25 protein-coding genes and 1 riboswitch are annotated in these 26,437 nt (G+C 62.8%); of the genes, 15 read left to right on the forward strand and 10 right to left on the reverse strand.

Going from position 1 to position 26,437, the window contains the following annotated elements:
- Positions 1–37 precede the first annotated feature (37 nt).
- Positions 38–1,093 (reverse strand): DNA polymerase IV, encoded by a 1,056-nt coding sequence (locus MOD31_RS09915; protein ID WP_142937837.1) that lies wholly within the window; start codon positions 1,091–1,093, stop codon positions 38–40.
- Positions 1,094–1,280: 187 nt separating this feature from the next.
- On the opposite strand from MOD31_RS09915, the gene MOD31_RS09920 reads away from it, so the two are divergent.
- Entirely contained in the window at positions 1,281–1,904 is a 624-nt protein-coding gene (locus tag MOD31_RS09920; RefSeq protein ID WP_142937784.1) for a LysE family transporter, read from the forward strand.
- A gap of 42 nt (positions 1,905–1,946) precedes the next feature.
- Complete coding sequence (locus MOD31_RS09925; protein WP_250820481.1) at positions 1,947–2,330, forward strand: hypothetical protein; 384 nt, start codon at positions 1,947–1,949, stop codon at positions 2,328–2,330.
- Here MOD31_RS09925 and MOD31_RS09930 read toward each other — a convergent pair.
- Positions 2,295–3,338 carry a LacI family DNA-binding transcriptional regulator gene (locus MOD31_RS09930; protein ID WP_250820482.1) on the reverse strand — a complete coding sequence of 348 codons (1,044 nt, stop codon included), beginning with the start codon at positions 3,336–3,338 and terminating at the stop codon, positions 2,295–2,297. The genes MOD31_RS09925 and MOD31_RS09930 overlap by 36 nt on opposite strands.
- A gap of 199 nt (positions 3,339–3,537) precedes the next feature.
- Between MOD31_RS09930 and MOD31_RS09935 the strand changes: the two genes are divergently transcribed.
- From MOD31_RS09935 to MOD31_RS09945, 3 genes are read left to right on the forward strand one after another with little or no spacing between them, the layout of a single operon-like run.
- The gene (locus MOD31_RS09935) at positions 3,538–4,551 is read left to right on the forward strand and encodes a nucleoside hydrolase (RefSeq protein WP_250820534.1); all 1,014 of its coding nucleotides are present in this window, start codon (positions 3,538–3,540) and stop codon (positions 4,549–4,551) included.
- On the forward strand, positions 4,551–5,996 hold the full coding sequence (locus MOD31_RS09940) for an MFS transporter (protein ID WP_166842208.1): 1,446 nt from the start codon (positions 4,551–4,553) through the stop codon (positions 5,994–5,996). The genes MOD31_RS09935 and MOD31_RS09940 overlap by 1 nt, the downstream gene beginning before the upstream one ends.
- On the forward strand, positions 5,993–6,949 hold the full coding sequence (locus MOD31_RS09945) for a ribokinase (RefSeq protein ID WP_250820483.1): 957 nt from the start codon (positions 5,993–5,995) through the stop codon (positions 6,947–6,949). Before MOD31_RS09940 ends, MOD31_RS09945 begins: the two co-directional genes overlap by 4 nt.
- A 79-nt stretch (positions 6,950–7,028) precedes the next feature.
- Here the strand turns inward: MOD31_RS09945 and MOD31_RS09950 are convergent, their stop codons facing one another.
- Positions 7,029–7,349, reverse strand: coding sequence for a hypothetical protein (locus MOD31_RS09950; protein ID WP_142937779.1), 321 nt, complete (start codon positions 7,347–7,349; stop codon positions 7,029–7,031).
- A 100-nt stretch (positions 7,350–7,449) separates the two neighbouring features.
- Here MOD31_RS09950 and MOD31_RS09955 point away from each other — a divergent pair, with 100 nt between their 5' ends.
- The 3 genes from MOD31_RS09955 (at position 7,450) to pabB (ending at position 10,762) form a co-directional block, all read left to right on the forward strand.
- Positions 7,450–8,055: a TetR/AcrR family transcriptional regulator gene (locus MOD31_RS09955; RefSeq protein WP_166842205.1), complete on the forward strand. Its 606-nt coding sequence runs from the start codon at positions 7,450–7,452 to the stop codon at positions 8,053–8,055.
- A gap of 110 nt (positions 8,056–8,165) precedes the next feature.
- Entirely contained in the window at positions 8,166–8,726 is a 561-nt protein-coding gene (locus tag MOD31_RS09960) for a low molecular weight protein-tyrosine-phosphatase (RefSeq protein WP_166842204.1), read from the forward strand.
- A complete protein-coding gene (pabB, locus tag MOD31_RS09965; protein WP_250820484.1) occupies positions 8,723–10,762 on the forward strand; it encodes an aminodeoxychorismate synthase component I in 2,040 nt (679 codons plus the stop codon). The genes MOD31_RS09960 and pabB overlap by 4 nt, the downstream gene beginning before the upstream one ends.
- 58 nt (positions 10,763–10,820) lie before the next feature.
- Here pabB and cls read toward each other — a convergent pair whose 3' ends face one another.
- A complete protein-coding gene (cls, locus tag MOD31_RS09970) occupies positions 10,821–12,293 on the reverse strand; it encodes a cardiolipin synthase (protein WP_142937775.1) in 1,473 nt (490 codons plus the stop codon).
- A gap of 98 nt (positions 12,294–12,391) precedes the next feature.
- Between cls and MOD31_RS09975 the strand changes: the two genes are divergently transcribed.
- On the forward strand, positions 12,392–13,333 hold the full coding sequence (locus MOD31_RS09975) for an aminodeoxychorismate lyase (protein ID WP_250820485.1): 942 nt from the start codon (positions 12,392–12,394) through the stop codon (positions 13,331–13,333).
- 254 nt (positions 13,334–13,587) lie between these two features.
- On the forward strand, positions 13,588–15,054 hold the full coding sequence (locus MOD31_RS09980; protein ID WP_250820486.1) for an amino acid permease: 1,467 nt from the start codon (positions 13,588–13,590) through the stop codon (positions 15,052–15,054).
- 115 nt (positions 15,055–15,169) lie between these two features.
- Here MOD31_RS09980 and MOD31_RS09985 read toward each other — a convergent pair whose 3' ends face one another.
- From MOD31_RS09985 to MOD31_RS10005, 5 genes are all read right to left on the reverse strand, one after another.
- Positions 15,170–15,652 (reverse strand): carboxymuconolactone decarboxylase family protein, encoded by a 483-nt coding sequence (locus tag MOD31_RS09985; protein WP_250820487.1) that lies wholly within the window; start codon positions 15,650–15,652, stop codon positions 15,170–15,172.
- A gap of 9 nt (positions 15,653–15,661) precedes the next feature.
- On the reverse strand, positions 15,662–15,805 hold the full coding sequence (locus MOD31_RS09990) for a hypothetical protein (protein WP_165450169.1): 144 nt from the start codon (positions 15,803–15,805) through the stop codon (positions 15,662–15,664).
- A 156-nt stretch (positions 15,806–15,961) separates the two neighbouring features.
- Positions 15,962–17,044, reverse strand: coding sequence for a PLP-dependent cysteine synthase family protein (locus MOD31_RS09995; RefSeq protein WP_250820535.1), 1,083 nt, complete (start codon positions 17,042–17,044; stop codon positions 15,962–15,964).
- A complete protein-coding gene (locus MOD31_RS10000; RefSeq protein WP_250820488.1) occupies positions 17,038–18,603 on the reverse strand; it encodes an aromatic amino acid ammonia-lyase in 1,566 nt (521 codons plus the stop codon). The genes MOD31_RS09995 and MOD31_RS10000 overlap by 7 nt, the downstream gene beginning before the upstream one ends.
- Positions 18,603–19,931 carry an NtaA/DmoA family FMN-dependent monooxygenase gene (locus MOD31_RS10005; protein ID WP_142937764.1) on the reverse strand — a complete coding sequence of 443 codons (1,329 nt, stop codon included), beginning with the start codon at positions 19,929–19,931 and terminating at the stop codon, positions 18,603–18,605. The genes MOD31_RS10000 and MOD31_RS10005 overlap by 1 nt, the downstream gene beginning before the upstream one ends.
- A 153-nt stretch (positions 19,932–20,084) precedes the next feature.
- On the opposite strand from MOD31_RS10005, the gene MOD31_RS10010 reads away from it, so the two are divergent.
- The 5 genes from MOD31_RS10010 to MOD31_RS10030 all read left to right on the forward strand — a co-directional run bounded on the left by MOD31_RS10010 (position 20,085) and on the right by MOD31_RS10030 (position 24,513).
- The gene (locus MOD31_RS10010; RefSeq protein ID WP_250820489.1) at positions 20,085–21,785 is read left to right on the forward strand and encodes a SulP family inorganic anion transporter; all 1,701 of its coding nucleotides are present in this window, start codon (positions 20,085–20,087) and stop codon (positions 21,783–21,785) included.
- Positions 21,786–21,871: 86 nt separating this feature from the next.
- Positions 21,872–21,983, forward strand: a riboswitch (SAM riboswitch).
- Between the two features lie 13 nt (positions 21,984–21,996).
- Positions 21,997–22,260 carry a DUF1737 domain-containing protein gene (locus MOD31_RS10015; protein WP_250820490.1) on the forward strand — a complete coding sequence of 88 codons (264 nt, stop codon included), beginning with the start codon at positions 21,997–21,999 and terminating at the stop codon, positions 22,258–22,260.
- Entirely contained in the window at positions 22,257–22,667 is a 411-nt protein-coding gene (locus MOD31_RS10020; protein ID WP_142937761.1) for a rhodanese-like domain-containing protein, read from the forward strand. The genes MOD31_RS10015 and MOD31_RS10020 overlap by 4 nt, the downstream gene beginning before the upstream one ends.
- Positions 22,668–23,876 carry an O-succinylhomoserine sulfhydrylase gene (locus tag MOD31_RS10025; protein ID WP_250820491.1) on the forward strand — a complete coding sequence of 403 codons (1,209 nt, stop codon included), beginning with the start codon at positions 22,668–22,670 and terminating at the stop codon, positions 23,874–23,876.
- A gap of 10 nt (positions 23,877–23,886) precedes the next feature.
- The gene (locus tag MOD31_RS10030) at positions 23,887–24,513 is read left to right on the forward strand and encodes a hypothetical protein (RefSeq protein WP_250820492.1); all 627 of its coding nucleotides are present in this window, start codon (positions 23,887–23,889) and stop codon (positions 24,511–24,513) included.
- A 273-nt stretch (positions 24,514–24,786) separates the two neighbouring features.
- Here MOD31_RS10030 and MOD31_RS10035 read toward each other — a convergent pair whose 3' ends face one another.
- Positions 24,787–26,310 carry a UDP-N-acetylglucosamine 1-carboxyvinyltransferase gene (locus MOD31_RS10035; protein ID WP_142937758.1) on the reverse strand — a complete coding sequence of 508 codons (1,524 nt, stop codon included), beginning with the start codon at positions 26,308–26,310 and terminating at the stop codon, positions 24,787–24,789.
- Positions 26,311–26,437: the final 127 nt, after the last annotated feature.

Here is a 26,437-nt window from a genome sequence, read left to right on the forward strand (position 1 = left end):
CTGCCGGGCCGCCGTCGGGCGTTAACGTTCGACGGCGTCACCAGCCGCCGCGCGTGGGCGTATGTCCCTTTCGGGCTTCTTCAGGCATCGGCATCTCTGCCCGCAATCCGAGGAGCCGGATGGGACGGTCCGGCTCGATTTTTCCGCTGAGCTCCAAGGCCTGCGCAAGGACTTCCCCGCGGTCGAAAGTCTCGGGAATCTTCCTGGCGTAGGTCTTGGTGACGAACGGTGCGTAGCGGACTTTCAGGGTCAGCCCGATCACAGGGCGTCCCTCCGCCGCGACGTCTTCCAGGACGCGGGCGGTCAGTTCCTTGATGGCGTCGCTGATCTGGGCGGGCGCGGTGAGGTCCTGTTGGAAGGTGGTCTCGCGGCCATGTGCCCGGGCCACCCACGGAGTGTCATCCACTTCGCTGGAACCCTCACCGCGTCCCAACTGCGCGTACCAAGGACCCATCTTGGGGCCGAACTCCGGGACGAGATCCTGGGGATTGCATGCTGCCAGCTCAGCCACCGTGGTGATGTGGTGCTTTGCCAGCCGTTGGGACACTTTGCTTCCAATGCCCCACAATTCCTTGGTGGGCTTGTCGCCCATGACGTCCAGCCAGTTCTCCTTGGTCAGCCGAAAGATGCCTGCCGGTTTGCCGAAATCCGTGGCGTTCTTGGCACGGACCAACGTGTCGCCGATGCCTACACTGCAGTGCAGCTGCGTTTGCTCCAGGACGGCGGCCTGGATCTGCTTGGCGTAGGCGTCCGGATCCTCCGTTTGGATGCCCACAAAAGCCTCGTCCCAGCCGAGCACTTGAACCGTGGCTCCCGGCTGCGCGCGCAGCGTGGTCATCACCACGTCCGAGGCCGCCAAGTACGCCTCCTGATCAACCGGCAGGATGATGGCGTCCGGCACTTTCCGGGCTGCGATCCTGAGGGGCATCCCGGAACCGACGCCGAACGCCCTGGCTTCATAGGACGCGGTGGACACCACAGCCCGCTCCGTGGGGTCCCCCCGGCCTCCTACGATGATCGGTTTGCCCGCGAGCTCGGGCCGCCGGAGTATCTCGACAGCGGCAATGAACTGGTCCAGATCGACGTGCAGCACCCACGGGATTCCGCTCACGGCACCAGTTTGCCCTAAGCCGCGGCTTGGGCTGTAGCTTCCTGACCCACTTTGAGGTCCGGGAGCGCCATAATCAACCCATTCCGGGTGCATTCCGTGGTCAGCGCCGCCAAAAGAGGTCAGGAAGCAACCCGTCCAAACCACCCACTTCACGGGCATAAGCTGAGATGTGCAGTTTTCACTCTGGCTGGCCCTGGTTGGCGCCGGCACCCTGATCAGTTTCACTCCCGGCGCCGGTGCCATTTTCACCATGAGCAACTCGCTCAATTCCGGCTTCCGACGCTCCATCTGGGGCATCCTTGGTCAACAGGTGGCCTTGGTCATCCACATTGTGATCGTCGCTCTGGGCGTTGGCGTGCTGGTGTCCAACTCGCCGGTGATCTTCAATGTGATCCGCTACGCCGGCGCCGCATACCTGGTGTACCTGGGCATCCGGCAGTTCCTGCACAAGCCGGACCTGGACAAGGAAGAGGTTGAGGACAAGAAGAACGAGTCCGCCCTGTCCATGTTCCAACGCGGCATCTGGGTGAACCTGCTGAACCCTAAAGCCATTGTGTTCTTCCTGGCCTTCATGCCCCAGTTCATTAGGCCAAACGAACCCCTGCTTCAGCAGTATGTGGTGCTCTCTGCCACGGTGATTGTCATTGACATCATGGTGATGTGGTTCTTCTTCGCCCTCGCAGCCCGGTCCTTCCAAAGATTCACCCATGACCAAAAGGGCCAGAAAGTCCTCAACCGCGTCTTTGGCTGCTTGTTCGTGTTGGTCGGCATCCTGCTGGCAGTTATCCACTAGCCACGGCGCGTCGTAGCAAAACGCGGTGCTACCGTCGAAGCCATGGAATCCGATTGGATCGAACACCGACGAGCAGACGATGGCGAGCACGTGGGCTGGATGAAGCCGGTAGACGATGGATTCGTTGCCATTGACCTTCTGGGACGCCCCAGGACGGAGACGGTGGACTGGTTGAGCGCCGAGGAAACTCTTGATGAACTCGGGCTGCGCTACCTGGCCGACCCTCACGAATTACTGCTCGACGACGGCGGTTGGCTTCGCGTGCGGATCGCCGAGGTTACGCCCTCCGCTGTCCGCGTGAAAAAGGAAGACTGGGGCGATATGACTGCGCCGCAGATTTACTTCACGGTGTCGCTACCCATCACGGAGGACAGCTTCGCCCGCTGTCACCTAACCAAGAGACGTAGATCCGCGCACCACCAATGAACTTTCGAGCGTCACATGTGGCTCTGCCAGTGGTAGGCCTTCCATGAGTCCCCGCAGTTGTTCCCCGGCCTTGCGCCCCAGCGGTGTGGCCGGCAAGTGGACGGTGGTGAGGCTGGGGTTGCTGGTGGCTGAGTACGGCAGGTCATCGAAGCCCGCCACGGCCAACTCCTCCGGGATCCGGACACCCTCCACGCGCGCTTCCTGCAGCACGCCGTAGGCATGCGTATCGGTACCGCAAACGACGGCGGTAACTCCCTCACGCTGCCACTCCGGCCAGGCGTCGGCGAACGCGGCAGCGGCAGCACCGACGTCGATCGGGGTGCTGATGACATGCCCGTCGGCCACTAAAAGCCCACAGGCTGCAGCCTCCGCCAAGAAGGCCTCACGGCGCAGTTGGAACGTGGCAGTGCCGGTGATGCCGTCCACGTAGGCGGCCCGGGTGTGCCCGGAAGCAGCGAGGTGCCGGGCAAGCTCGCGGGCGCCCTGGGCGACATCAAGGTTCACGGAAGGTGCATAGGACTCGAGCCCCGGGGCATCCAGCAATACAAGGGGCGGGGCTGCAGACAGGTCTTCCAGGAATTCCGCACTGGGTGCGCCCACCAGCAGTCCGGCAGGGCGGAGAGCCAGCAACTTGCGGACGTCATCAGCCTGCGGTGATTCACCGGCGTCGGTCACGGAGAGCAGCAGCTGATACTCGGAACCCAACGATTCCCGCACCCCAGCGATGACGTTGGCAAAGAAGGGGTTGGACACATCCGGCGTCACAAGTATGACGATTGAGCTGACCCCGCGGGCCAGCGAGCTGCCGATGCTGTCCACCACGTAACCAAGTTCAGCAATGGCGGAACGAACACGGGAGATGTTGTCGTCGGATACCCGCCCCTGGGTTTTGCCGTTCGCCACCAGGGACACGGTGGCCGTGGAAACGCCTGCGCGGGCGGCCACCATCGCGGCCGTCACGCGGTGCGAGCGGGGCGCGCGGCCGTGGGGCCGTTCCAGGGATTCCATGCATCGATCGTAGCGGCTCCAACCAGCCCTGACCTGCGAGAAGGCATCAAGCGCTTGACGTTGAAGGCTCCAAGATCACGTTAAGCGTTTGACGTAAGCAGCTAAGTAGTGCCAGAATCTCCCTGAATGCATACTGCCCTGCCCGGGGAAGTTCCAGGCAGGCCCCAATGACGTGGAGAAAAACGTGGACCCCAACACCATGACGCCCGCACCCAGGAAGATCATTCTTGACTGCGACCCTGGCCATGACGACGCAGTGGCATTGCTGCTGGCGCACGGCAACCCGGACATCGAACTGCTGGCGGTCACCACCGTGGTGGGCAACCAGACCTTGGAAAAAGTCACCCGCAACGCCCTCTCAGTGGCCACGATTGCCGGCATCACGGCAGTCCCCTTCGCCGCCGGCTGTGACCGCCCCTTGGTGCGCACCATCGAAACGGCCCCCAGCATCCATGGCGACTCCGGCATGGACGGACCGGAACAGCCTGAGTCCGCCATCGAGCTGGACCCGCGCCACGCCGTCGATCTCATCATTGAAACCGTCATGGCACATGAGCCGGGCACCGTCACTTTGGTCCCCACCGCGGGCCTCACCAACATCGCCATGGCTGCCCGCAAGGAGCCCCGCATCGTTGAGCGCGTCAAGGAAGTTGTCCTCATGGGCGGCGGCTACCACGTGGGCAACTGGAGCGCCGTAGCGGAGTTCAACATCATCATTGACCCTGAAGCCGCGCACATCGTCTTCAATGAGAAGTGGCCCGTGGTGATGGTGGGCCTCGATCTCACGCACCAGGCCCTGGCCACCGACGAGGTGGTGGACCGCATCGCGGCCATCGGCACCAAGCCGGCTAAGTTCGTCATGGAACTCATGGATTTCTTCCAGAAGACCTACAAGGACGCCCAGGGCTTCGACTTCCCGCCGGTGCACGATCCCTGCGCCGTTGCCTACGTGATCGACCCCTCGGTCATGACAACCCGCAAGGTCCCCGTGGACATCGAGCTCCAAGGCAAGCTCACGCTTGGCATGACAGTGGCTGATTTCCGCGCCCCGGCACCGGAGGACTGCCACACTTCCGTGGCCGTGGACCTGGACCACAAAAAGTTCTGGGATTTGGTCACCGACGCGATTGTCAGGATTGGCGAGCCAACGCTCGACGGCGGCGCTGACGCCACCGCTGCTGCTGAGCCCGTTCTGGCTGGAGAGGCAAAGTAATGTCCTCCCCCGCAACCGAATCCACATCCACCCGCGGCAACGTCACCGCGCTCATGGTGGCCCTACTGGCCGCGTGCGTTGCTTTCCAGCTCAATGCTTCCATGCTCAGCCCGGCCCTGGTGACCATGGGCAACGAACTCAACACTGACCAGGCCACCATCGGCCTGTCCCAGACCTGGTTCTTCACCGCCGCAGCATTGTTCTCCCTCTTCCTGCCCCGGCTCAGCGACATCGTGGGACGCAAGAAGATCCTTGTGGGCATGATGCTCCTGATGGCAGTGGGCTCCGTCATCGCCGCCTTGGCCCCCGACGTCACGTGGCTGTTCGTGGGCCGCATCATCCAGGGCGTCAGCGGCCCCACGGTTCCGTTGTGCCTGATCATGCTCCGCTCCGCGGTCAGCAACCCCCGCAAGTACGGCACCCTCATGGGCCTCATCACCGCGGTCAACGGTGGCGTGGCCGGCGTGGACTCCTTCGTGGGTGGCTACTTCGCTGAGAACTTCGGCTTCCGCAGCATTTTCTGGCTCATGGTCGCCCTGGCCCTCGTTGCCACCGTGCTGATTGCCGTCTTGGCCGGTGAAAGCAAGCCTGCTGCGGGTACCACCATGGACTGGCTGGGTGTGTTCTGCATTGTGATTGCCGTGGGCGCTTTGCTGACAGCCTTGAACGAGGGCGCCAAGCTTGCCTCCGCCTTCGACTCCGGCACCCTGACCCTCGCGGTGGTCCTCACCGTGATCGCCGCCGTCGCGTTCTACGCGTTCTGGACCGTTGAAAAGCGGGCCAAGCAGCCCATGGTGGAAACTGTGCATCTGCGCCAGCGCTCCACGTGGGCGCCGCTGCTGACCACCACGCTCACCATGACCGGCATCTTCGCGGTCATCAACGGCATCGTCCCGGCCTACGTGCAAGCAGCGGATCCGGGCTTCGGCGTTGGTCCCACAGAGATGTCGCTCATCATCCTGACTCCATACGCGCTGCTGGGCTGGCTCTTTGGTCCGATCAGCGGCCGACTGGCACCCGTGCTCGGCTACACCAAGGTCCTGCGCATCGGCCTGCTTGGCAGCTTGGTGGCGCTGGCGATCATCGCGTTCTTCGGCCTCAACAACCTGCCCATGATGATTGTGGGAACGGCCTTGCTGGGCATCATGTACGCCGGTACCGTCAACATCATGCTCAACGGACTGGGCGTGGTTCTCTCCCCGCAGGGCAACCCGGGCTTCCTGCCTGGCATGAACGCCGGCGCCTTCAACCTCGGTGCCGGGCTGAGCTTCCTTGTCCTGCCTGCGGTCCTCGTGGCCACCGCTTCGCTCAATGATGCCAAGGCGTCCTACCTGACCGTTGTTGTGGTGGGACTCGCCATCACCCTGGCAGCCTTCGCAGCCTCGCTCCTGATCCCCAAGCCGGTGGACGCAGAAGTGACCGAAACCGAAAAGGTGACCGCATGACCATCGCACCCAAGGCGGGAATCGTCGTCGTCGGCTCCCTGAACGCCGACCTCACCATCTACTGCGACCGCCTCCCTCAACCCGGCGAGACGGTCCACGGTAACGGTTTCGCCGTCAATCCGGGCGGCAAGAGTGCCAACCAGGCCGTGGCTGCCAGCAAGCTCGGCGGTCAGGTCAGCCTGATCGGTGCCGTGGGAGACGACCCCAACGGCACTATGCTCCTCGACTCGACGGCCAGCGCGGGAGTGGACGTGTCCCGCGTCCGACGCTCCGACGTCGCTACTGGCGTTGCGGTCATTTCCGTAGACGCCGGCGGTGAGAACAGCATCATTATTTCCGCAGGCGCCAATGGGACCTTGCGGCCAGCGGACGTCACGCCCGACGCCTTCCAGGATGCAGCCGTGGTGTGCCTCTGCCTGGAGGTGGAGACGGATACCGTGATTGCCGCCGCCCAAGCAGGGCACGACGCCGGTGCGACCGTTCTGCTGAACCTCTCGCCTTACGCGGAGGTGCCGGAGGCTTTGGCTGGCTTGAGCGATGTGCTGCTGGTGAACGCGCACGAGGCGTCGTTGTTCCTTGGTACCGAAGCGGACATTCCGGACGCCGCTGCAGAGGCGGAGGCGTGGGAGCCGGTCAGGAGCCAGTTCGCCGACCGTGGGTTGCAGCGGGTGCTGGTGACCTTGGGGGCGCATGGCTCGGTGGTGCTGGACTCGCTTGCTTCCAGCGGCGAAGACCAGATCACCCGCATCGCCCCTACGCGCGTTTCCGCAGTGGACACCACGGGTGCCGGTGATGCCTTCACAGGTGCTGTGGCTGCTCGCTTGGCAGCTGGTGAATCCCTCGCAGATGCTGCATCTTTCGCCTCGGTGGCTGCGGCCTTGGCTGCCACCAAGAAGGGTACGCAGGCCGCCTACCCAACCATCACCGACGTAGAACAGCTGCGGGGCGCTTAGTCCCAGCCCCGCACCCAACTGGGTCGCACTTAAGCGCGTTTTGAGCCGTCAAAACGCGCTTAAGTGCGACCTACATGGGTTAAGCAGACTTGCGGGCTGCTCGTTGGGCCGCCCGCTCTACTGCCTTGCGGGACAGGGCTCCGTGGCCGGCCATGAGGCGGGGAACCACAACATACACAGCGGCGGGAACCACCAGGGCCGTGAGCAGCAGCGCCCGCAGGACCGGGTGGAGCGGCTCCATGATGGGACCCAGGAGCAGCATGCCGATGGACACCAGCGGGAAGATGGCCAGCCAGGTGATGAGGGCCCGCATGTGAACGGACGGCGCTTTCGGACGGGCAGGGGCGGCCGGGGCGGCTGGGGTTTCAACGGCGATGTGGGAGCTTGTTTGTGTCGTCATGGCATTCTCCAACTAAACGGTTGCTTTTGGCTTGGAATTACAATAACCCCACTCTCCAACAAAAACAACCATCCAGTTGGAAACTGGTAATATGACTCCTATGGCATGGGACACAGAGCGAACCAAGGCGCTGCTTCTAGAGGCGGCTACCAGTGAGTTTTGCACCCGCGGATTGGCCGGCGCCCGCATTGATCGCATCGCGGCGGAGGCCGGGGTCAACAAGGAGCGGATCTACCAGTACTTCGGCAATAAGAACGCGCTCTTCGACGCCGTGATCGTCGCCGCCCTCAGCTCCCTCATGGACGAAGTACCCATCGAAGGCAGCGGACCCGAAGCCATGGCGGACTACGCCGGCAGGCTCTTCGACCACCATCAGCAAGATGCCACGGCCCCACGCCTCCTGTTCTGGGAAGGACTGGAACGGGGCACGGAAGTGGTGGGGCTGCCAAAGCGGATGGCCAACTGCGCATCCAAGGTCAACAGCACCATCGCCGCCCTCCCCGGCGTCTCCAGGGAAGATGCAGGGGATCTCCTCATCACCATCGTGAGCCTGTGCGACGCCGCCCCGGTACTCCCGGCACTCGATGGACTGATGGCCGGCAACGACCCCGGCCGCGCACAAAGGCGACGCGCCGCCGTCGTACGTACCGTCTACTTGGCGGCTGCAGCGCTTGCCGCCGAGGCGCAGGAACCGGCCCGCACCTAAGCGCAACCGGCTTGCCCGCACCGCCCATCGTGACAACTTTGACACGAAAAGTGACTTAGTTGTGAAGTTGCCCCTAGCCAAGAGGGGGCGCCATGAACCATGCTTGCTGAATGTACTCAACGACGAGCCCATACCGCATCATCACGGTCTGCACTGGAAACATCTGCCGCTCGCCCATGGCAGCGCTCATGCTCACCGAAGCCTTCGGCGCGGAAGGGCTCGGCGAACTCGTGGCGGTGGACTCCGCGGGCACTACGGGCTACGAAGTTGGACACCCCATCGACCCCCGCGCCGCACGGGTTCTAACGGCCCAGCACCTCGCGTCCGAGGACCACGTTGCCCGCGAGTGGCGGCGTGAATGGTACGCCGAACGGGACCTGATCCTGGCACTGGATGTTGACCATTTCGGCTGGCTTCAGGAAGGGGCCCCGGATCACGCCTCCCTCGGAAAAGTCCGGATGCTCCGCAGCTTCGATCCCCACATGGCAGGCCGCAGCTCCCTTGACCTCGGCATCGAAGACCCTTGGTACGGCGGCCACACGGACTTCGACAACACGTGGACGCTCATCAACGCCGCCATCCCAGGGATAGTGCAGCACGTCAAAGCAGCCATCGCAGCGTCTCAAGACGCGAAAGCCCCCGAGCCCCAGCAGGTAACCTCTATGACATGACCCCTGCACCCGTGATCATCGCAGTTGACGGCAGGTCCGGCGCAGGAAAGACCACGCTGGCCGTTGAGCTGGCGGCCCGATTGCGGCAACACCACAAGGTTTCGCTGTTCCACCTGGAAGACATCTACCCCGGCTGGAACGGCCTCATGCCCGGCATTGAGCGCTACGTGGGCACGGTCCTGAAGCCGCTCAGCGAAGGCATGGCGGCAGAGTGGACCAGCTGGGATTGGGACAAGCACTACGACGGCGGCCTGAACGTTACGCTGCCAGCTGAGATCGTGATCGTTGAAGGGGTAGGCGCGGCGGCGGACGCCGCCCGTCCCATGCTGGACGCCGTGGTGTGGGTGGAAGCCTCCGGCGACGAGCGCCGTCGTCGGGCTTTGACTCGCGACGGAAGTACCTACGAACCGTACTGGGACAGCTGGGCCGCCCAGGAGGATGAGTGGCTTTCAAGCGACCAGGTGATCAGTGCCGCCGACATCCGGGTGCAGAACCGTGCCGACGGCAGCGCTCCGGACGATGTCCTCCGAACCCTGATGTACCTTCCTTCGGTTGCTTCGATTTTGTCGCCGGAACTCAGTGCGCGGCGGGGACTTCAGCTGCGATCCGAGCGCCTGGACGCGACGCCCGACGCTGAGCTGCTCTTCGCCTCCCTCTACGGCAAGTCCACCAACGCTGTGTGGCTGGATTCTTCCAATGCCTCCGCCGTCGCCGGCCGTTCCCAAGCCGCCGCGCGCAGCCGCTTCAGCATCCTGGCTGACGACGGCGGCACGTTCGGCCAGTCGGTACTGCACCGCTCCGGAACTACCCAAGTGACCGCCGGTTCCGCCTCCGTCAGCACCTCCGGGCCGTTCTTCCGCTGGCTCGATTCCGTCTGGGGCCGCCGGGCCGTCCGCGCGCCCCGAGGTTACGACGGCCAGTTCACACTCGGCTGGCTCGGATACCTCGGCTACGAACTCAAGCGCGAAACCGGCGGGAATGACGTCCCCTCCCACACCCCGGACGCCGCCTTGCTCTTCGCCGGCCGGGCTGTGGTGGTGGATCATCGCGGACAGACTGTCTGGCTGCTCGCCTTGGAAGCGCCCGACGCCGAGGAATGGTTGCGTGCGGCCCGCGCCGCCGTTGAGGCTTCAGTCTCCCCCGCTGCCGACCTCGCGGTCTCTTTCAAACCGGAGCCTGCCGGCCTTGAGTTCGTCAGCCGCGACTCCGCCACCGACTACAAGCGAAAAATCGCGGACTCGCAGCACCAAATCAGCGAAGGTAACTCCTACGAGATCTGCCTTACCACCACGCTGGAAGCCCCTGCCGGCGGCCTGGACCCGTGGGCGAGCTACCTGGCACTACGACGCCGGAACCCGGCACCGTTCGCCAGTTACCTTCGGTTCGGCGAATTGGTGGTGGCAAGTACGTCACCTGAGCGGTTCCTGCGCATTATGTCCGACGGCGGCATGCGCGCCGAGCCGATCAAAGGCACCCGCGGCCGGTCTACTGACGCTTCCGAGGATGCTGCATTGCGGCACGACCTCGAGACGTCGCTGAAGGACCGCGCGGAGAACATCATGATTGTGGACCTGCTGCGCAACGACCTCAGCCACTTCGCCATCCCGGGTTCCGTGACGGTCAGCCGGCTGTGCGCCATCGAGAGCTACGCCACCGTCCACCAAATGGTGAGCACCATAGATGCGCACCTTCGTCCGGGTGCTCCGCGGGCGGAAGCCCTGGCTGCAGCCTTTCCCGCAGGGTCCATGACAGGTGCCCCGAAGATCAGCACCATGGACATCCTTGACCAGCTCGAATCCGGGCCCAGGGGGATCTACTCCGGCGCAATCGGCTACTTCTCACTGAACGCCGCAACGGACCTCGCGGTGGTGATCCGCACTCTGGTGGTCAATCCTGACGGCAATGGCGGGCGAACCCTGTCCCTCGGCGTGGGTGGGGCCATTACTGCGGATTCCGTGGCTGATGACGAGTACGAGGAAATCCGGACCAAGGCATACGGTGTGCTGTCCACGCTGAGTGCTGACTTCCCCGCCTGAGTTTTTGTACAGCTAATGCCCTCAAGAACGTCTCTAAAGGGCGTTAGCTGTACACAAACTACTGGAGCGTGGCGGTCAATCTGGCCACGTTATCCACATACTTGGCAATTGGGGGTCTATCCATCCAGTCGTCCAACGTAAGCTCCTTGGAAACCTCGCGATACGTGGATTCAACCGTCCGCATGAGGTCCACGGTTTCGGCGCCCAAGAGCATCACCGAAACCTCCATGTTCAGGGAGAAGGAGCGCATGTCCATGTTGCTGGAACCGAGAACGGCCACTTCGTCATCGATGGTGAAGTGCTTGGCATGGAGGACATACGGCGCCCGGTACAGGTAGATCCGCACTCCTGCGTCCAACAAGGCTTCGTAGTAGGAGCGCTGGGCGTGGTGGACCAGGAACTGGTCGCCTTTTTCGGACACAAAGAGCTCCACATCCACACCCCGCTGCGCAGCGGTGGTGATGGCGTAAAGCAAGGAGTCATCAGGAACGAAGTACGGGCTGCAAATGGAGATTCTGTGCTGCGCTGAATAGATCAGTGTATTGAACAAGCGAAGGTTGTTCTCTGTGGCGAACCCCGGACCGCTCGGCACTACTTGGGCGGTGACGTGCCCTGGAGACGGCCGGCTTGGAAGGCGCAACTGGTCCTCAAGCGACTCATCGGTCTCGCTGAGCCAGTCCGTGGCGAACACTACATTGAGGGTTGCCACGATTGGCCCCTCGAGCCGGGACATGAGCTCAACCCATTTACGGCCCACTTTGTGGTGTTTGGGATTGTTGTAGGACGGTTCAATCAGGTTCTGGGAGCCGGTGAAAGCAATCTCGCCGTCGATCACCATGATCTTGCGGTGGTTCCTGAGGTCCGGACGCCTCCACTGACCATGGATAGGCAGCAGCGGAAGCATTCGCTTCCATTGGATCTTGCCTGCCTTGAGCCGGCGGATCAGGCGACGGTATCCCTTGACCCGCAGCGTCCCAATGTGGTCGAAGAGCAGCCTGACGGTGACACCCCGCTCAGCAGCTTTCTCCAGCTCAGTGAGCAGTTCGTCCGTCACGGAGTCGCTGCTCATGATGTAGAACTCGGCGTTGATGTAGGTCTTGGCACCCTTCACCGCTTGAGCCATGGCTGCGATGGATTCATGGTAGCCGGGGATCAGTTCAACCTTATTGCCATCAACCATGGGCAGGGATCCGAGGCGATGGTTCAGCTCACCGGCCGACTTCACCCATTCCGGACCCGAGTAGACGCTCACCGGATCCGCAAGATCGGACGTCACCGCCCGGACACGCCGGTTAACTTCTTCCTGCTGCTCACGCCGGCGCTTGGACAATTTGAAATTGCCGAAAAGGAGGAAGAGGACGAAGCCCACCGAGGGGATGAGGAACACCGCCAAAAGCCAGGCCATGGCCGTGGTGGGACGCCTGTTACCGGGAATGATGCCCAGAAGGACGATCCGCATGACCACTTCCGCAATAGCCCACGCGCCCAATAGCCAGGTCCACTCCTGGCCGAACGGAAAAGGAAAGAGCACCTACAAACCCCCACGCTCCAAGAACAACAGTAACCTCAGCCTATCCGGCAAAGTCTTGCGCAAAGTCATCCGCAACGGCACCGCACTAAGCTGGGACCATGACTTCCTCTGCCCCGACGGTCCTTGTTTTCCTGGACCCGGCCTTCGAAAACGGACGCATTGCCGACTCCAGCCAGCCCCAGCTCATGGCTACGGACCTTGGCGCCACCCGCGGCGATGGCGTGTTCGAATCACTCCTCGCCGTCCAAGGACGCCCCCGTAAGGTGCAGGCCCACCTGAACCGCTTGAGCGGTTCGGCCGCTGCATTGGACCTGGTGCTTCCGGAGCAGGATGCCTGGCGCAAGGCGATTGATACCGCCATCAGCGAGTTCCGCGAGGTCCACCCGGCGCCCACTCCGGAGGAAGACGAAGTTGTCGTCAAGCTGATCGTGACCCGAGGCGTCGAAGGCGCAGCCAGCCCCACATGCTGGGTGCAGGCTTCCCCGTCACCGGCGGGCAGTCGGCGGCAGCGCGAGACGGGCATCGACGTCGTCCTTTTGGACCGCGGCTTCGACACCGAAGCCGGCGAGCGCGCGCCGTGGCTGTTGCTGGGCGCCAAGACGCTGTCCTATGCGGTCAACATGGCTGCGCTTCGTTTTGCGCATAAGCAAGGCGCAGACGACGCCATTTTTACTTCAACTGACGGTCGCGTCCTGGAGGGTCCGACGTCCACCGTCCTGCTGGCTCACGTGGAAACGGTCGACGACGGAGACGGTTCCGTCAGGACTGTTCGCCGGCTCATCACGCCTCAGCATGACAGTGGAATCCTGCCCGGCACCTCGCAGGGGGCGCTGTTCGCAGCGGCGAAATCAGCTGGCTGGGAGCTCGGCTACGGGCCGCTGGTCCCGCAGGACCTTTTTGACGCCGACGCCGTGTGGCTGATCTCGAGCATCCGTTTGATTGCTCCCGTGAATCACATCAACGGCAAGGAAATCGGTACACCGGCTGTTCGGAAGCAACTGACCGCCGAGCTCAACGCGTTGTTTGCGGGCATCGAGTAAGCCACCGGACGTCGAGAGTTTTCGTTGACGGAGCTCCGCTAGGAACCTAGCAGATGGCAAGTAGAGTAATCGCTCGCATGACTTAATGATTAGAACTTCTTGCCCTCGACTGTGAGTGGTCCGCGCGTTCAATCGCGTTTCTTAGGCTCCTTGAAATGGTCATTCGTCATGTGATGAATCTTGTTCTCGTGTTAGTTGGATCACGTCCGGCTGGTACTACTTCAGACTTTGCTGGCTAACTTCCCGGAGGGAATATGGGACTCAGCTCCCCCACAGAAGCCGAAGCATCGGCACACGAGGCGCAGTCCCGGACTGACGCCTCACCCACAGGCCTCCGCCGGTCCATGGAGGCCCGGCACCTGGTCATGATCGCCATGGGCGGCGTCATCGGCTCAGGCCTGTTCGTTAGTTCCGGATACACCATCGCCACCGCCGGCCCCTTGGGTGCGGTCCTCGCCTTCCTCATTGGCGCAGTAGTCGTCTATTTGGTGATGGCATGCCTCGGGGAGCTCGCTGTTGCGTTCCCCGTCTCTGGTGCCTTCCACATTTATGCCGCCCGGACCATCGGCCCGGCCACTGGCTTTGCCACCGCTTGGCTGTACTGGCTCTGCTGGGCAGTGGCTCTAGGTTCCGAGTTCACCGCGGCAGGCTTACTCATGCAACGGTGGTTTCCGGGCGTCGACGTCTGGATCTGGTGCTTCATCTTCGCCACCGTCCTGTTCACGCTGAACGCCATTTCATCGCGCGTCTTTGGTGAATCGGAGTTCTGGTTCGCGCTCATCAAGGTTGCCGCCGTCGTCGGCCTCATCATCCTGGGAGGTGCCGCCTTGGCGGGATTCCACCCCTTGGCCCCCGGCGAGTTTCCCTCCTTCGGCGAGAACTTCACCACGCCTGACGGGTTGTTCCCGAACGGATTCACCGGCGTCTTCGTCACCTGCCTGGCGGTTTTCTACGCGTTCTCGGGTTCCGAATTGATCGGTGTCGCCGCAGGAGAGACAGCCAACCCGGGCGCGAACATCCCCAAAGCAATGCGCACCACAGTCATCAGACTCATGATCTTCTTCGTTGGAGCGATCGTGGTCATCGCAGCTACCATCCCGTACGAACAAGTCAGCGTGGACGAGAGCCCGTTCGTCACAGTCTTCTCCATGCTGGGCATCCCCTATGCGGCGGACATCATGAACTTCGTGATCATCACGGCACTGCTGTCCGCCGGCAACTGCGGGCTCTTCTCCTGTGCCCGCATGCTCTTCTCGCTGGCCGATGAAGGCCACGCACCCAAGGCATTCCGGAAGTTGACCAAGCGCGGGATCCCCATGGTGGCCCTCTGCGTCAGCATGCTGGGTGGCCTTGCTTCACTGATCAGCAGCGTAGTGGCGGCTGAAACAGTTTACTTGGTACTGGTCTCCGTAGCCGGTTTCGCCACCGTTGGTGTGTGGATGTCCATTGTCGCTTCACACTTCGTCTACCGCCGAACGTTCATCAAAAACGGTGGCGACCTTTCAACGCTCCCTTACAAGGCTCCACTGTTTCCGCTGGTTCCGCTCCTCGCGTTCGCGCTCTGTTTGGTGTCGTTGATCGGCATCGCGTTCGACCCCAACCAGGTGGCTGCACTCTTCTTTGGGGTTCCGTTCGTGGGCGCCTGCTACGCCATCTTCTACTTCAAGTACGGGCGGCGGCGTTCGCTCAAAAAAGCAGCGAGTGGCTCTGCGGCTTCCTGACCTTCTTTGGATGCAGATCAGCCCCTGGACAACCTTTCCCGGTTGCGCAGGGGCTGATCTCGTCTCAAACAGGGTCAGGAGCCTACGGCTGCCGCATGCCCTCCAGCAGTTGAACTTACTTCTTGGCCGCGCGGACCGGGTGCTCACTCAAAATTGAAAGGCGGTTGAAGGCATTGATCCCGATCGCCGCCATGCACAGGACGCTGATCTGCTCGTCGCTATAGTGCTGGCGTGCTTGCTCGAAAAGTTGAGGGCTAGGCCTCGACGAACTCATGCGGGTGATCTGCTCAGCAATCTCCATGGCCACGGCCTCCGCCGGCTCAAACAACTGCACTTCCTTGTACACGGCAACGAGGGACAGCCGTTGTTCCGTTTCCCCGAATTTCAGGGCCCTCCGGTGGTGAAGGTCAAGGCAAAAGGCACAGCCATTGATCTGCGAGCACAAGTAGTTGATGAGTTCAAGGGTGCGTCGCGGGATGCCAAGCCGGTCGGCTTCATCTACCAGCTGCTGGGAATAGTGGCTCAGTGTCGCGTAAAGATCCGGCTGCTGCTTATCCAGATAGCCGGCCAGACGTGGTTTTGTTTCCTGTTCGGGCATGCTTGGAGCCTAGCGCAACGGGGGTTCCTGCCCACGCTTCAGCTCCTGAATGCGCAGGCGCAAGAAGATGATAGCGAGCACCAAGGCGTAAATCACCAGAGCCGCGACAGCCACCATCAGCAGGGTGTAGAGAATACCAACAAGTGAAAACAAGAAAACCCCCAATTTTGCGGCGGCAGGGTGCCGGACCGAAGTATCAGATGCTAGCAGCCCCCATGAAAACCCGCGGGACGTGAGAGAGGATCCGCCCAAAACCCGCGGGACGTGAGAGAGGATCCGCCCAAAACCCGCGGGACGTGAGAGAGGATCCTACTCGCGGGCGTCGCGGGCGTCCCGGGCTGCAGGGGTGTCGGCGGCGAGCCGGATGCCGTGCTCGGCCAGCCACACCGGGTTGAAGGCCTTGCTCATATAGTTGGTTCCGGCGTCGGGCGCTATGGCCACCACAACGGAACCGTGGGGCGCAGCGCGAGCCACGCGAATGGCCGCAGCCACAGCCAGCCCGGACGACGGACCGAGTGCAAGACCTTCCTCGTCTAGGAGCCGGTGGACGGTGGTGTAGACCTCGTCGTTGGGAATGCGCAGGAAACGGTCCACGATGGAGCGATCGAAGGCTTTGGGCCATTCAGGCTCGGGCCAGGAGTTCCCCACCCCGTCCACCAGGATCTCCCCGGGATGGCCTCCACTGTAGGCAGAGCCGTAGGGGTCGGCACCAACAACCTCCAGGTGCCCGCCCGGCCGCGAAGCTGCCACGCGTTCCTTCAAGAACCTGCCGTTCCCACTGATGGTCCCCCCGGTTCCGATACCTGCGACAAGGTGGGTCACCAAACCACCCGTTTGTTCCCAGATTTCCGGGCCGGTGGTTTGGTAGTGAGCGGCTGGATTGGCCGGGTTGTCGAACTGCATGGGCCGCCACGCGCCGGGTGTCTCAGCGGTTATCCGCGCAGCTACAGCGCGTGCGTTCTCAGGCGACCCCGACGGCGCGTTCCAGTCGGTGAGGATCACGCGGGCGCCATAGTTGTGCAGCGCGGCGAGCTTCTCCTCGGAAATCGTGTCGCCCGTAACCACCACCACGGGGTGGCCCGTCAGGTGTCCTATGAGGGCCAGCCCGATCCCGGTATTGCCGGACGTGCTCTCCACAATTGTGGCGCCGGGCTGCAGTTCCCCGGATTTCTCGGCCGCCCTAACCATGCTCAGCGCGGTCCGGTCCTTGATGGAGCCGCCAGGGTTTTCGGACTCGAGCTTGATGTGGATGGTGCTGCCCAGGCCGCGGCCCAGCGACTCCAATCTCACCAACGGCGTGTTTCCGACCCTCTCCAAGACCGAAGCATCCAAGCCGTCAGGAGGCCCGGAAGCGGCGTGAACACCATGTTTGCGAATCTCTGTACTCACCAGGTCTTCTCCCCTTCCTCAGAAAGTTCCTGGTCAACGAGGTCCCGCAGCTCGGTCCGCGCCCGTTCCACCAAGTCGGGCGCCGATGGCCGGCGGGCCAGTACGTCAGCCAAGCGACCCACGACGGCGCCGGTCCCCTTCCCGAGCGGTTGCGCGGCTCCCGCTTCGAGCAGCAGGTACGACGCCGTCAGCGCTTCGATCGCCAAGAGCTTCTCCGCTGCGTCCAACGATTTTTCGAGTTGCTGCAACGCGAGCGGGGCCAGCGTTGAATGGTCTTCGACGTCGGCCGAGAGGGTTGGTGCGCCGAGCGTCGCCGGAGCGGCCAGGGCCTTGAGCTCGGCCAGCAGTCCCGCCGCCGAGTACCAGAGCAACCCGGGAAGTTCCTCTTGGGCCAGGGCTTCCCCGGATGCTGCAGCCTGCAAATGGCGCGCCCTGATGGCCCGTTGCGGCGGATACAACTTGGCGATACGCCGCTCACAGGAAATCCCTACGTGCGCCAAGGCCAGCCGCAAACCCTCAAAGGCGAGCGCCAGCTGCATCGGCTGGAAGTTCCCGCCGGAGATCATGCGCCCGGATTCGACATCGACCAGCGGATTGTCACCACGGCCGTTCAGCTCCACGTCCAGGGCAGCATCGAGCTGCGCCACGAGGGTTCGAAAGGCTCCGTGCGTCTGCGGTGCGGCCCGGAACGACAACGCGTCCTGCACCGACACCTCCGGCCGAACATCTTCCAACCACCCACCGCTCAGCAGGCGACGCACAGCAGCAGCGGAGTCCCGCTGCCCGTCCACCGCCTTGGCCGCTTGGATCGCCGGCGAAAAGGGGCTGAGGTTCCCGCCGCCGTCGTACCTTGCGATCGTCTCCAGCGAGAGGGAAAGCGCGACGTCGGCCAGCTCGGCTAGCTGCTGCAGCCGCAGCAATGCGAGGGTTCCAACACCCACCGAATACGCGTTGGCACTTACCAAGGCGAGGGCCTCCCCCGGGGCGAGGACAAGGGGTTGGAGACCGGCGTCGGCAAGCGCTTTGGCGCCGGGCACCAGTGCGCCGTCCGCGTTGAACGCTTCACCTTCTCCGATGGCAACGGCGGCGACGGCGGCAAGCTGGGTCAGGTCCGATGAACCCACCGAGCCCTCACGCGGGATGGCGGGAAAGACCCCGCGGTTGAGCATTTCGGCATAGAACTCGGCGGTTCCAGGGCGTACGCCGGAACCGCCTCTGCTGAAACCGATGAGCCGGGCCAGGATCACGGATCTGGATGCAGCGCGGTCCAGATATGAGCCAACCCCGCTGTTGTGATACCTGACCACCTGGATCTGGTACGAAAGGAGCGACTTCTCCTCCACAGCGGTATCCCGGCCGGAACCGAGCAAGGTATTCAGTCCGTAGACCCGTTCGCCGGAGGCGGCGGTATACTCCACGATTTCCCGCGAGCGGCCTAGCAAAGACAATGCATCTTGGTTGAGTTTCACATGGAACCTCGGGTCTGCCGCCGCCCGGGCCACGTCCGCAACTAGCACCGGAGACGATCCGATCACCAGGGTCTGCGGCTTCCCGGGCACCATCAGAAGTCCAGGAGGTTTTGCCGAAACCCGCCGTTGCCGTAACTCTTCCTCAACAGCCCGCGACGCCTCAGTTCCGGCGTCAGCTTGTCCAGCACGCTGTGCACTGTTACCGGGTCCACGAAGCCGGAGAACAGGAACCCATCGCCGCCGACGGCGGAGCCTGTTTCCTCCAGATAGTCAGCGATTTCGCCAACCGTGCCGATGATCGAGTCGCCTGCTCCGCCGCTGCGTGCCTGGAGGATCTGGCGAAGGGTGGAACCTGGAGGGGCAGCCTTGGCGAAGTGTTCCAATGTGCCTTGGTTGCTGTTGGTGCTCAGCTCGGGCAACGGAGCGTCGAGGTCGAACTGCTTGAAGTCGATGACGGAGAGGTAGGAGATCGAGTTGAGCTGGCTGTCGATGTCTCTCTGGGTGAGTTCACGCCGCTGCGCCCGCAGCTCCTGTGCCTCGGCTGTAGAACCAACAACGGTGGGCTTCAGGACGAAAAGTACCTTGACGTCATCGGGATTTCGGCCGGCCTTCGCAGCTTCCGCGCGGATGGAGTCACGGTAGGACTTCATCCCGTCAACCCCACGAGCGAGGGCAATGGCGACGTCGGCATGGCCGCCTGCGAATGCCTTGCCCCGGGGCGAGGCACCAGCCTGAACCAGCACAGGTTCCTCAGGCAGGGGCGCCGTGTTCAACGGGCCTCTGACCTTGAAAAAGTCTCCTTGGTGGTTGATGGGGTGCACTTTGTTATGGTCCGCGAACACCCCGGCTTCAACATCCTCAAGCACGGCCCCAGGTTCCCAACTCCGCCAAAGGCGCCTGACGACGTCCACGAACTCCTCCGCTTTCTCATAGCGGAGATCGTGTTCAATCTGCTGGTCCAGCCCATAGTTCTGTGCGGCGAGGTCGCTGCCGGAGGTGACGACGTTCCAGCCGAGCTGTCCTTCTGAAAAGTGTTGCAGCGTGGCCAGGAGCCTGGCGGCGGTGAAGGGCGGGTAGAAGGAAGCGCTGACCGTGGGCACGATTCCTAGGTGCTCCGTGGCGGAGAGAAGGTACGGGACCAAGGCAAGGGGATCGTGCTTAGGTGCAAACGAGGCGTGGGCCAAGGAAACCTCGGCCGTACCCCCATAGGTGTCCGGAACGGTGAGGGAATCTTCAATGATGAACAGGTCCAAGCCGGATCGCTCAAACGCACGGACGGCCTCCTGATAGAGGGCGGGCTTCTTCCAGTCGTAGCCCAGGCCATAGCCGGGAGTCCCCCAACCCTGGACACCGAAACCGTGGCCCACGAACCATCCAAAGTGCAGCATGGGCTTGAGTGTAGAACTGCTTTGTCCGTTCACCGCGACCTGATTTCATGCGAAGTTACAGGGGGTCGTACTGGGTCAATTATGCTCCCGGGACGTCACATTTGGGCCCCGCCCATGACGGTATGGATTTCCACATACGGCGTTCGCCTTGTTCCGCAAACACCATGCGTCCGGAATGATCGCTGTATGAGTTCAGCCACCCGCACTTCCGCCAAGGACCGCCTTTGGGGCGTCTGGGCACTCAAGGGGTACAAACGTGAATGGCTGCGGCACGACGCCGTGGCGGGTGCTGCGCTCTTTGCCCTGCTGGTGCCTGCGGGCATGGCCTACGCGCAGGCGGCCGGTTTGCCACCCGTCACAGGGCTCTACGCCACGGTGATTCCGTTGCTGGTTTACGCCGTGGTGGGGCCGTCCCGCATTCTCGTCTTGGGACCCGATTCATCCCTTGCCCCCATGATCGCCGCAGCTATTGTTCCGCTCGCAGCCGGCAGCAGTGAAAGATCGGTGGCACTCGCCGGGCTGTTGGCTGTGTTGATCGGGGTGATCATGCTCGCGGGCTCCGCCCTGAAACTCGGTGCCATCACCGGGCTGCTGTCCAAACCCATCAGGCTCGGATACCTGAACGGAATCGCCTTGCTGGTGGCGTTATCGCAGCTTCCGGCGTTCCTGGGGATAGAGGCCGACGGCGACATCTGGCAAAAGCTCGCGAAGGTCACCACCGGGTTGCTGGGCGGCGGGGTCAATGTCACCGCGCTGCTGCTAGGCGTCGGTTCCCTGGCCCTCATTTGGATCCCGCGGCTGCTGAAGTGGAAGGTACCTGGCGTCCTGCTGGCGGTGGTCGGCTCGTGCGTTGCAACGGCTGTTTGGGGCCTGAACGACGACGTCAAGGTCACCGGGGTTTTGCCGCAGGGGCTGCCGATGCCCGCGCTCGGCGGCATTGGCTGGGCTGACGCTCTGATGCTGCTTCCCGCTGCGGCCGGTATTGCCCTCATGGCTTTCGCAGACACTGGCGTCCTGTCCCAGACATTGGCAGCGAAGGAGGGAAAGAGAGTCTCGGGCAACCGGGAGATGGCGGCGTTGGGGGCAGCCAACGCAGCCACCGGCTTGCTGGGCGGGTTCCCTATATCCGGCAGTACCTCGCGGACGCCCGTGGCTGTGGACGCCGGCGCCAAATCCCAGATGACCGGGGTGGTTGGTGCGGTGCTGGTTCTGGCTTTCATGCTGCTGGCTCCCGGAGTGACCGGGTACCTGCCTTCGGCCACCCTGGCGGCCGTCGTCATCGCTGCGGCAATTGCCTTGGCCGACCCCGCCGGTGTTAGGCGGCTCTTCAGCCTGAGCCGAAGCGAATCCGTGGTCATGCTGGCTGCGTTCCTGGGCGTCCTCACCGTTGGGGTACTGCAGGGAATCGTGGTGGCCATTGCCTTGGCGCTTTTGGACTTTGTTCGGCGGGCCTGGGATCCGTACCGGACAGAACTCGGCGCCGAAGAAGGGCTCCCTGGCTATCACGATCTGGAGCGGCACCCCGAAGGCGAGCGCATCCCCGGACTCCTCATCCTCCGCTTTGATGCGCCCCTGTTCTTCGGTAATGGGCAGGTCCTGGCTGCCTTTGTCCGGGAGCAACTGGACGAAGCCCCGAAGGAGACCGCGGATCCGGTTACCCATGTCATCCTCGCCGCGGAGCCCATCACCGGGATCGACACTACGGCGCTGGATGACCTGGTCACATTGGACGAATGGCTGGCCCGCAAAGGCGTGGATTTAGTGTTCGCCGAACTGAAGGGGCCTGTCAAAGACAAACTACTCCGTCTGGGCACTGCAGCCCGTTTTACGCCCGAGCACTTCTTCCCCACTGTGGGCGCAGCCGTGCGCGCACTGAAAAACGCATAAGGGAAGCACCGCCGATTACGCAACATGACGGCCGGACACCAGCCCGCAAGTGCAGCCCGAGGCCCGCGGATGTTACGTTTTTCTTGAGTAATGAGTACCAGCGCGAAGCCCTGACTTGCTGGTCGGCAACCCTCTCTCCGGCGGGGTGCCTCAGGTGACTACTCGGCGTATCGACAACTCGAACTGCAAGCGTGACTGAGGAGCACCAGCTATGCCTGAACCCACTGAAGAAAAACTTTCCTATCGCCTGATTACTGGCCCGGACACCCGTGATTTCTGCGAGCGGATCCACAGCGCCCTCGCGGAGGGCTATGTGCTCCATGGCAGCCCGGCTGCCACGTTCAACGGCACCGACGTCATCGTTGCCCAAGCAGTGGTGCTGCCCGCCGCGATCGCCAATGCCGATGCCGCCGTTGCCAGTGCCGTTGACCAGCTTGAGAGCGACGACGACGAAGCATTCGAGGGACACGCATGAGCTACGCAGGTGACCTGACCCCGCAGGATGCGTGGGCCAAACTCGAAGAAGGTGCCATCCTGGTGGACGTCCGCACCGAGGGCGAGTGGGCCCACATCGGTATCCCCGACACCAAAGCCACGGAAAACGATCCCCTGTTCATCCAGTGGAACCTCGCCGGCGGCATCCCCAACTCCCGCTTCATCGAGGACTTGCGTCAGCAGGCACCCGAGGACCACGGCGTTGAGCTGGTGTTCCTATGCCGTTCCGGCCAGCGCTCCATCTCCGCAGCCATCGCCGCCACGCAAGCCGGTTTCACTGCCTACAACGTCTTGGAGGGCTTTGAAGGTGAACCGGACCGCTATGGTGAGCGCACCGTCAACGGTTGGAAGAACCGTGGCCTGCCGACGAATCTGGGGACTGAGTAAGTGACTTTTAATCCCGATGCCGCCGGGTGGAGCCCTGATACCCAGGCCGTCCGCGGTGGCCTTGACCGTACCAACTTCCAGGAAACGTCCGAGCCCGTTTTTCTGAACTCCGGTTTCGTCTACGAATCCGCTGCTGCCGCCGAGCGCGCCTTCACCGGTGAGGACGAACGTTTCGTTTACTCCCGCTACGGCAACCCTTCCGTTGCAACGTTCCAGGAGCGGCTGCGCCTGCTCGAAGGAACCGAAGCCTGCTTTGCGACTGCGTCAGGTATGTCCGCGGTCTTCACTGCCTTGGGTGCCCTGCTGGCTGCCGGTGACCGCGTGGTTGCCGCCCGTTCCCTGTTCGGTTCCTGCTTTGTGATCCTCAATGAGATCCTGCCACGGTGGGGCGTTCACACGGTCTTCGTCGACGGCCCGGACTTGGATCAATGGCGCGAAGCCCTTTCCGAACCAACTACCGCGGTCTTCTTCGAATCCCCGTCCAACCCCATGCAGGAGATCGTGGACATCGCGGCGGTGAGCGAACTGGCGCATGCTGCCGGGGCCACCGTGGTGGTGGACAACGTCTTTGCCACGCCCCTGCTACAACGCTGCGGTGAGCTGGGAGCCGACGTCATTGTTTACTCCGGCACCAAGCACATCGACGGCCAGGGACGCGTCCTTGGCGGCGCGATCCTGGGCACCAAAGAATTCATCGACGGCCCCGTCAAGCAACTCATGCGGCACACCGGCCCTTCACTATCCGCGTTCAACGCCTGGGTGCTGACCAAGGGCTTGGAGACCATCGGACTGCGTGTAAACCACAGCTCGGCATCCGCGTTGAAGATCGCAGAGTGGCTCGAGCAGCAACCCGCCATCAGCTGGGTCAAGTACCCGCTGTTAAAGTCTCACCCGCAGTACGAACTTGCGGCGAAGCAGATGAAGGCGGGCGGCACCGTCCTGACCTTTGAGCTATCTCCTTCGGCCGGACGATCAGCCAAAGAGGCTGCCTTCGCCTTGCTCGACGGTCTCTCCGTCATTGACATCTCCAACAACCTGGGCGACTCCAAATCCCTCATCACCCACCCTGCCACCACCACCCACCGGGCCATGGGACCGGAGGGGCGGGCGGCGATCGGGCTTTCGGATGGTGTTGTCCGCCTGTCCGTAGGGCTTGAAGATGTAAACGACCTCATCCTGGATCTGGAGAAGGCCCTCAAACAGGTCTAACCTTGCTGCCATGAGCGGGAACCATCCCTATCGCCGTGCCGGAGCGGTCATCGTTGCCGGCACGGTGGTGTGGTTCGTAGGAATCTCTCCAGTCTCACGCGTTTACATCACCCCCAACAACGCCGAGCGGCTGCGCATGCTCACAGCCGGACAGCGCGGCTGGATCGTGGGTCAGCACCTTACCGCCGTGGGAACAGTTGCAGTGCCGGTGGGATTCGCCGCCTTTGCCCGCGCTGTTCAGGACCAAGATGCCGTTCAAGGAAACGCATCGCATCGGAGGGCGAGGAAGTGGGCTTTCGGTGCAGCCGCCGCCTTACTCGCGGGCGCCCCGTTCTTCGTCTCAAGCCTCGCCCGGCGAGCATCCGACCTTGAAGGGTTCGCCTACCGCAGGGGATCCAACGCGCCGTTCCTGGCGTACTCCGGGCTGCATGTTGTGGCGTTGGCCGCGCTCGGCGGGAGCCTTCTTTCCTTACCCGCAAGCCGCTGGATTGGTATCACGGCTGCGGCCAGCGCACCCGTTTACGGTGCCATCCTGGCAGCCAAAAAGGACATCCCGCCGTTCTGCTTCTATCTGGTGGAGGGACTCGTCGGCGCCTACCTGATGACGTGGGAAGAACAGGACGCAAAGGCCTCCTGACCCGGGTCAGCATGGGAGGTCGTTCCTGATGCGCGCGGGGGCAGTACCCCGCATTCCGCGTCAGGAGGCCGAGTGGGGACAGGGCTGAGGCCGGCTCCCGGTCCGTTCCGCACCAGTTCCCGCCATCCGCACCAGAGGTATCTGGCGCAAACGGCGGAAACGGGAGCGCCAAAAACACTTACGGGTGCGGCCGGCACATACGGGTGCGGCCGGCGGAAAAGGGAGCGCCAAAAGCACTAACGGGTGCCGCCGGCTGTCCAAGCAGCGCCAGCGTCAGTCCTGGAAGTACTCGATTTTCGCGCCAATGGTGTTCAGTCGCTCTGCAAGGTCCTCATAGCCGCGCTCAATCACGTAGATGTTGCGAAGTTCGGAGGTGCCCCTGGCTGCCAACATGGCAAGGAGCAGGCAAGCGGCCGGGCGGAGGGCCGGCGGGCAGCCGATTTCCGCGGCACGCCATTTGGTGGGTCCGTTGACGTAGATTCGGTGCGGATCCAGCAACTGCACCTGTGCGCCCAATTTGTTGAGTTCCGTCAGGTAGATGGCTCGGTTCTCGTACACCCAGTCGTGGATCATGGTCTGGCCCTCGGCGTTGCCTGCGATCACTGCGAAGAACGGCAGGTTGTCGATATTCAGGCCGGGGAACGGCATGGGGTGGATCTTGTCCTGTGGGGCGTGAAGCTCCGACGGCTTGGTGGTGACGTCCACCAGCCTGGTGCGTCCGTTGCGTGCCATGTATTCCCCGGATACCTCGAGGTTCTGGCCCATCTGTTCCAGGGTGGCAAGCTCAATTTCCATGAACTCGATGGGCACCCTGCGGATGGTGACCTCTGAGTTGGTCACGATGCCTGCGGTGATCAGGCTCATGGCCTCAATCGGGTCTTCGGACGGGAAGTACTCAATGTCCACATCAATGGCGGAACGCCCGGTGATCTTCAGCGTTGTGGTCCCCACGCCATCAATTTCCACACCGAGGCCCTGCAAGTAGAAGCAAAGGTCCTGCACCATGTAGTTAGGGCTGGCGTTGCGGATGATGGTGGTGCCTTCACGGTGGGCGGCCGCCATGATGGCATTCTCCGTGACGGTGTCGCCGCGTTCGGTCAGGACGAAGGAGCGATCGAGGTCGTCGGCGGGAGGAGCGGTCACGGAGTAGAAACCGGACTTCGCCTCCACTTCGAGGCCGAACTGGCGAAGCGCCTGCATGTGAGGTTCCACCGTGCGGGTTCCGAGGTCACAGCCACCGGCGTAGGGAAGAAGATATTCGCTGGTTTCGTCCAGGAGGGGACCCAGCAGCATGATGACGCTGCGGGTACGCCGGGCGGCGTCAACATCCATGGACTCGAGATCCAGTACCTCGGGGCGCCGGATGCGGAGATCGCTGCCGTTGAGCCATGTACATTCCATGCCGATGGAGGTCAGCACCTCAACGATCCTGTTGACTTCCTCGATCCGGGCGAGCCGTCGCAGCGTGGTGGTGCCGCGGTTAATGAGACTCGCGCACAAGAGGGCTACGCCGGCGTTTTTGCTGCTGTTGACGTCCACTTCACCGGAGAGGGTCCGGCCGCCCTCCACGCGGAGGTGGGTCATCTGCGGCTTGGCCACTTTGACGATGGACCGCCCAAAAATGGCTTCGAGGCGTTCAATCATGCGGAGGCTGAGGTTTTGTTTGCCCTGTTCCATCCGGGCGATTGCGCTCTGGCTGGTTCCCAATTCAGTAGCCAGCTGCCCCTGCGTCCAGCCTTTTTCGCCACGGGCGTCGCGGAGCAGGAGGCCTACATGTTCGGCGGTAGGTTGCGTCATAACCAATAAATATCACAAGTGAGCTAGAAGTTCAGTGCAACATGCCAATTCAGCGGTAAACATCACACCATACCCGCCCTGTGCGATATAGGGCACGACGTCGGCGACTCGCCTTGGGTGAACGCTT

This window comes from Paenarthrobacter sp. TYUT067 (genome assembly GCF_023656375.1).
Classification (GTDB): domain Bacteria; phylum Actinomycetota; class Actinomycetes; order Actinomycetales; family Micrococcaceae; genus Arthrobacter.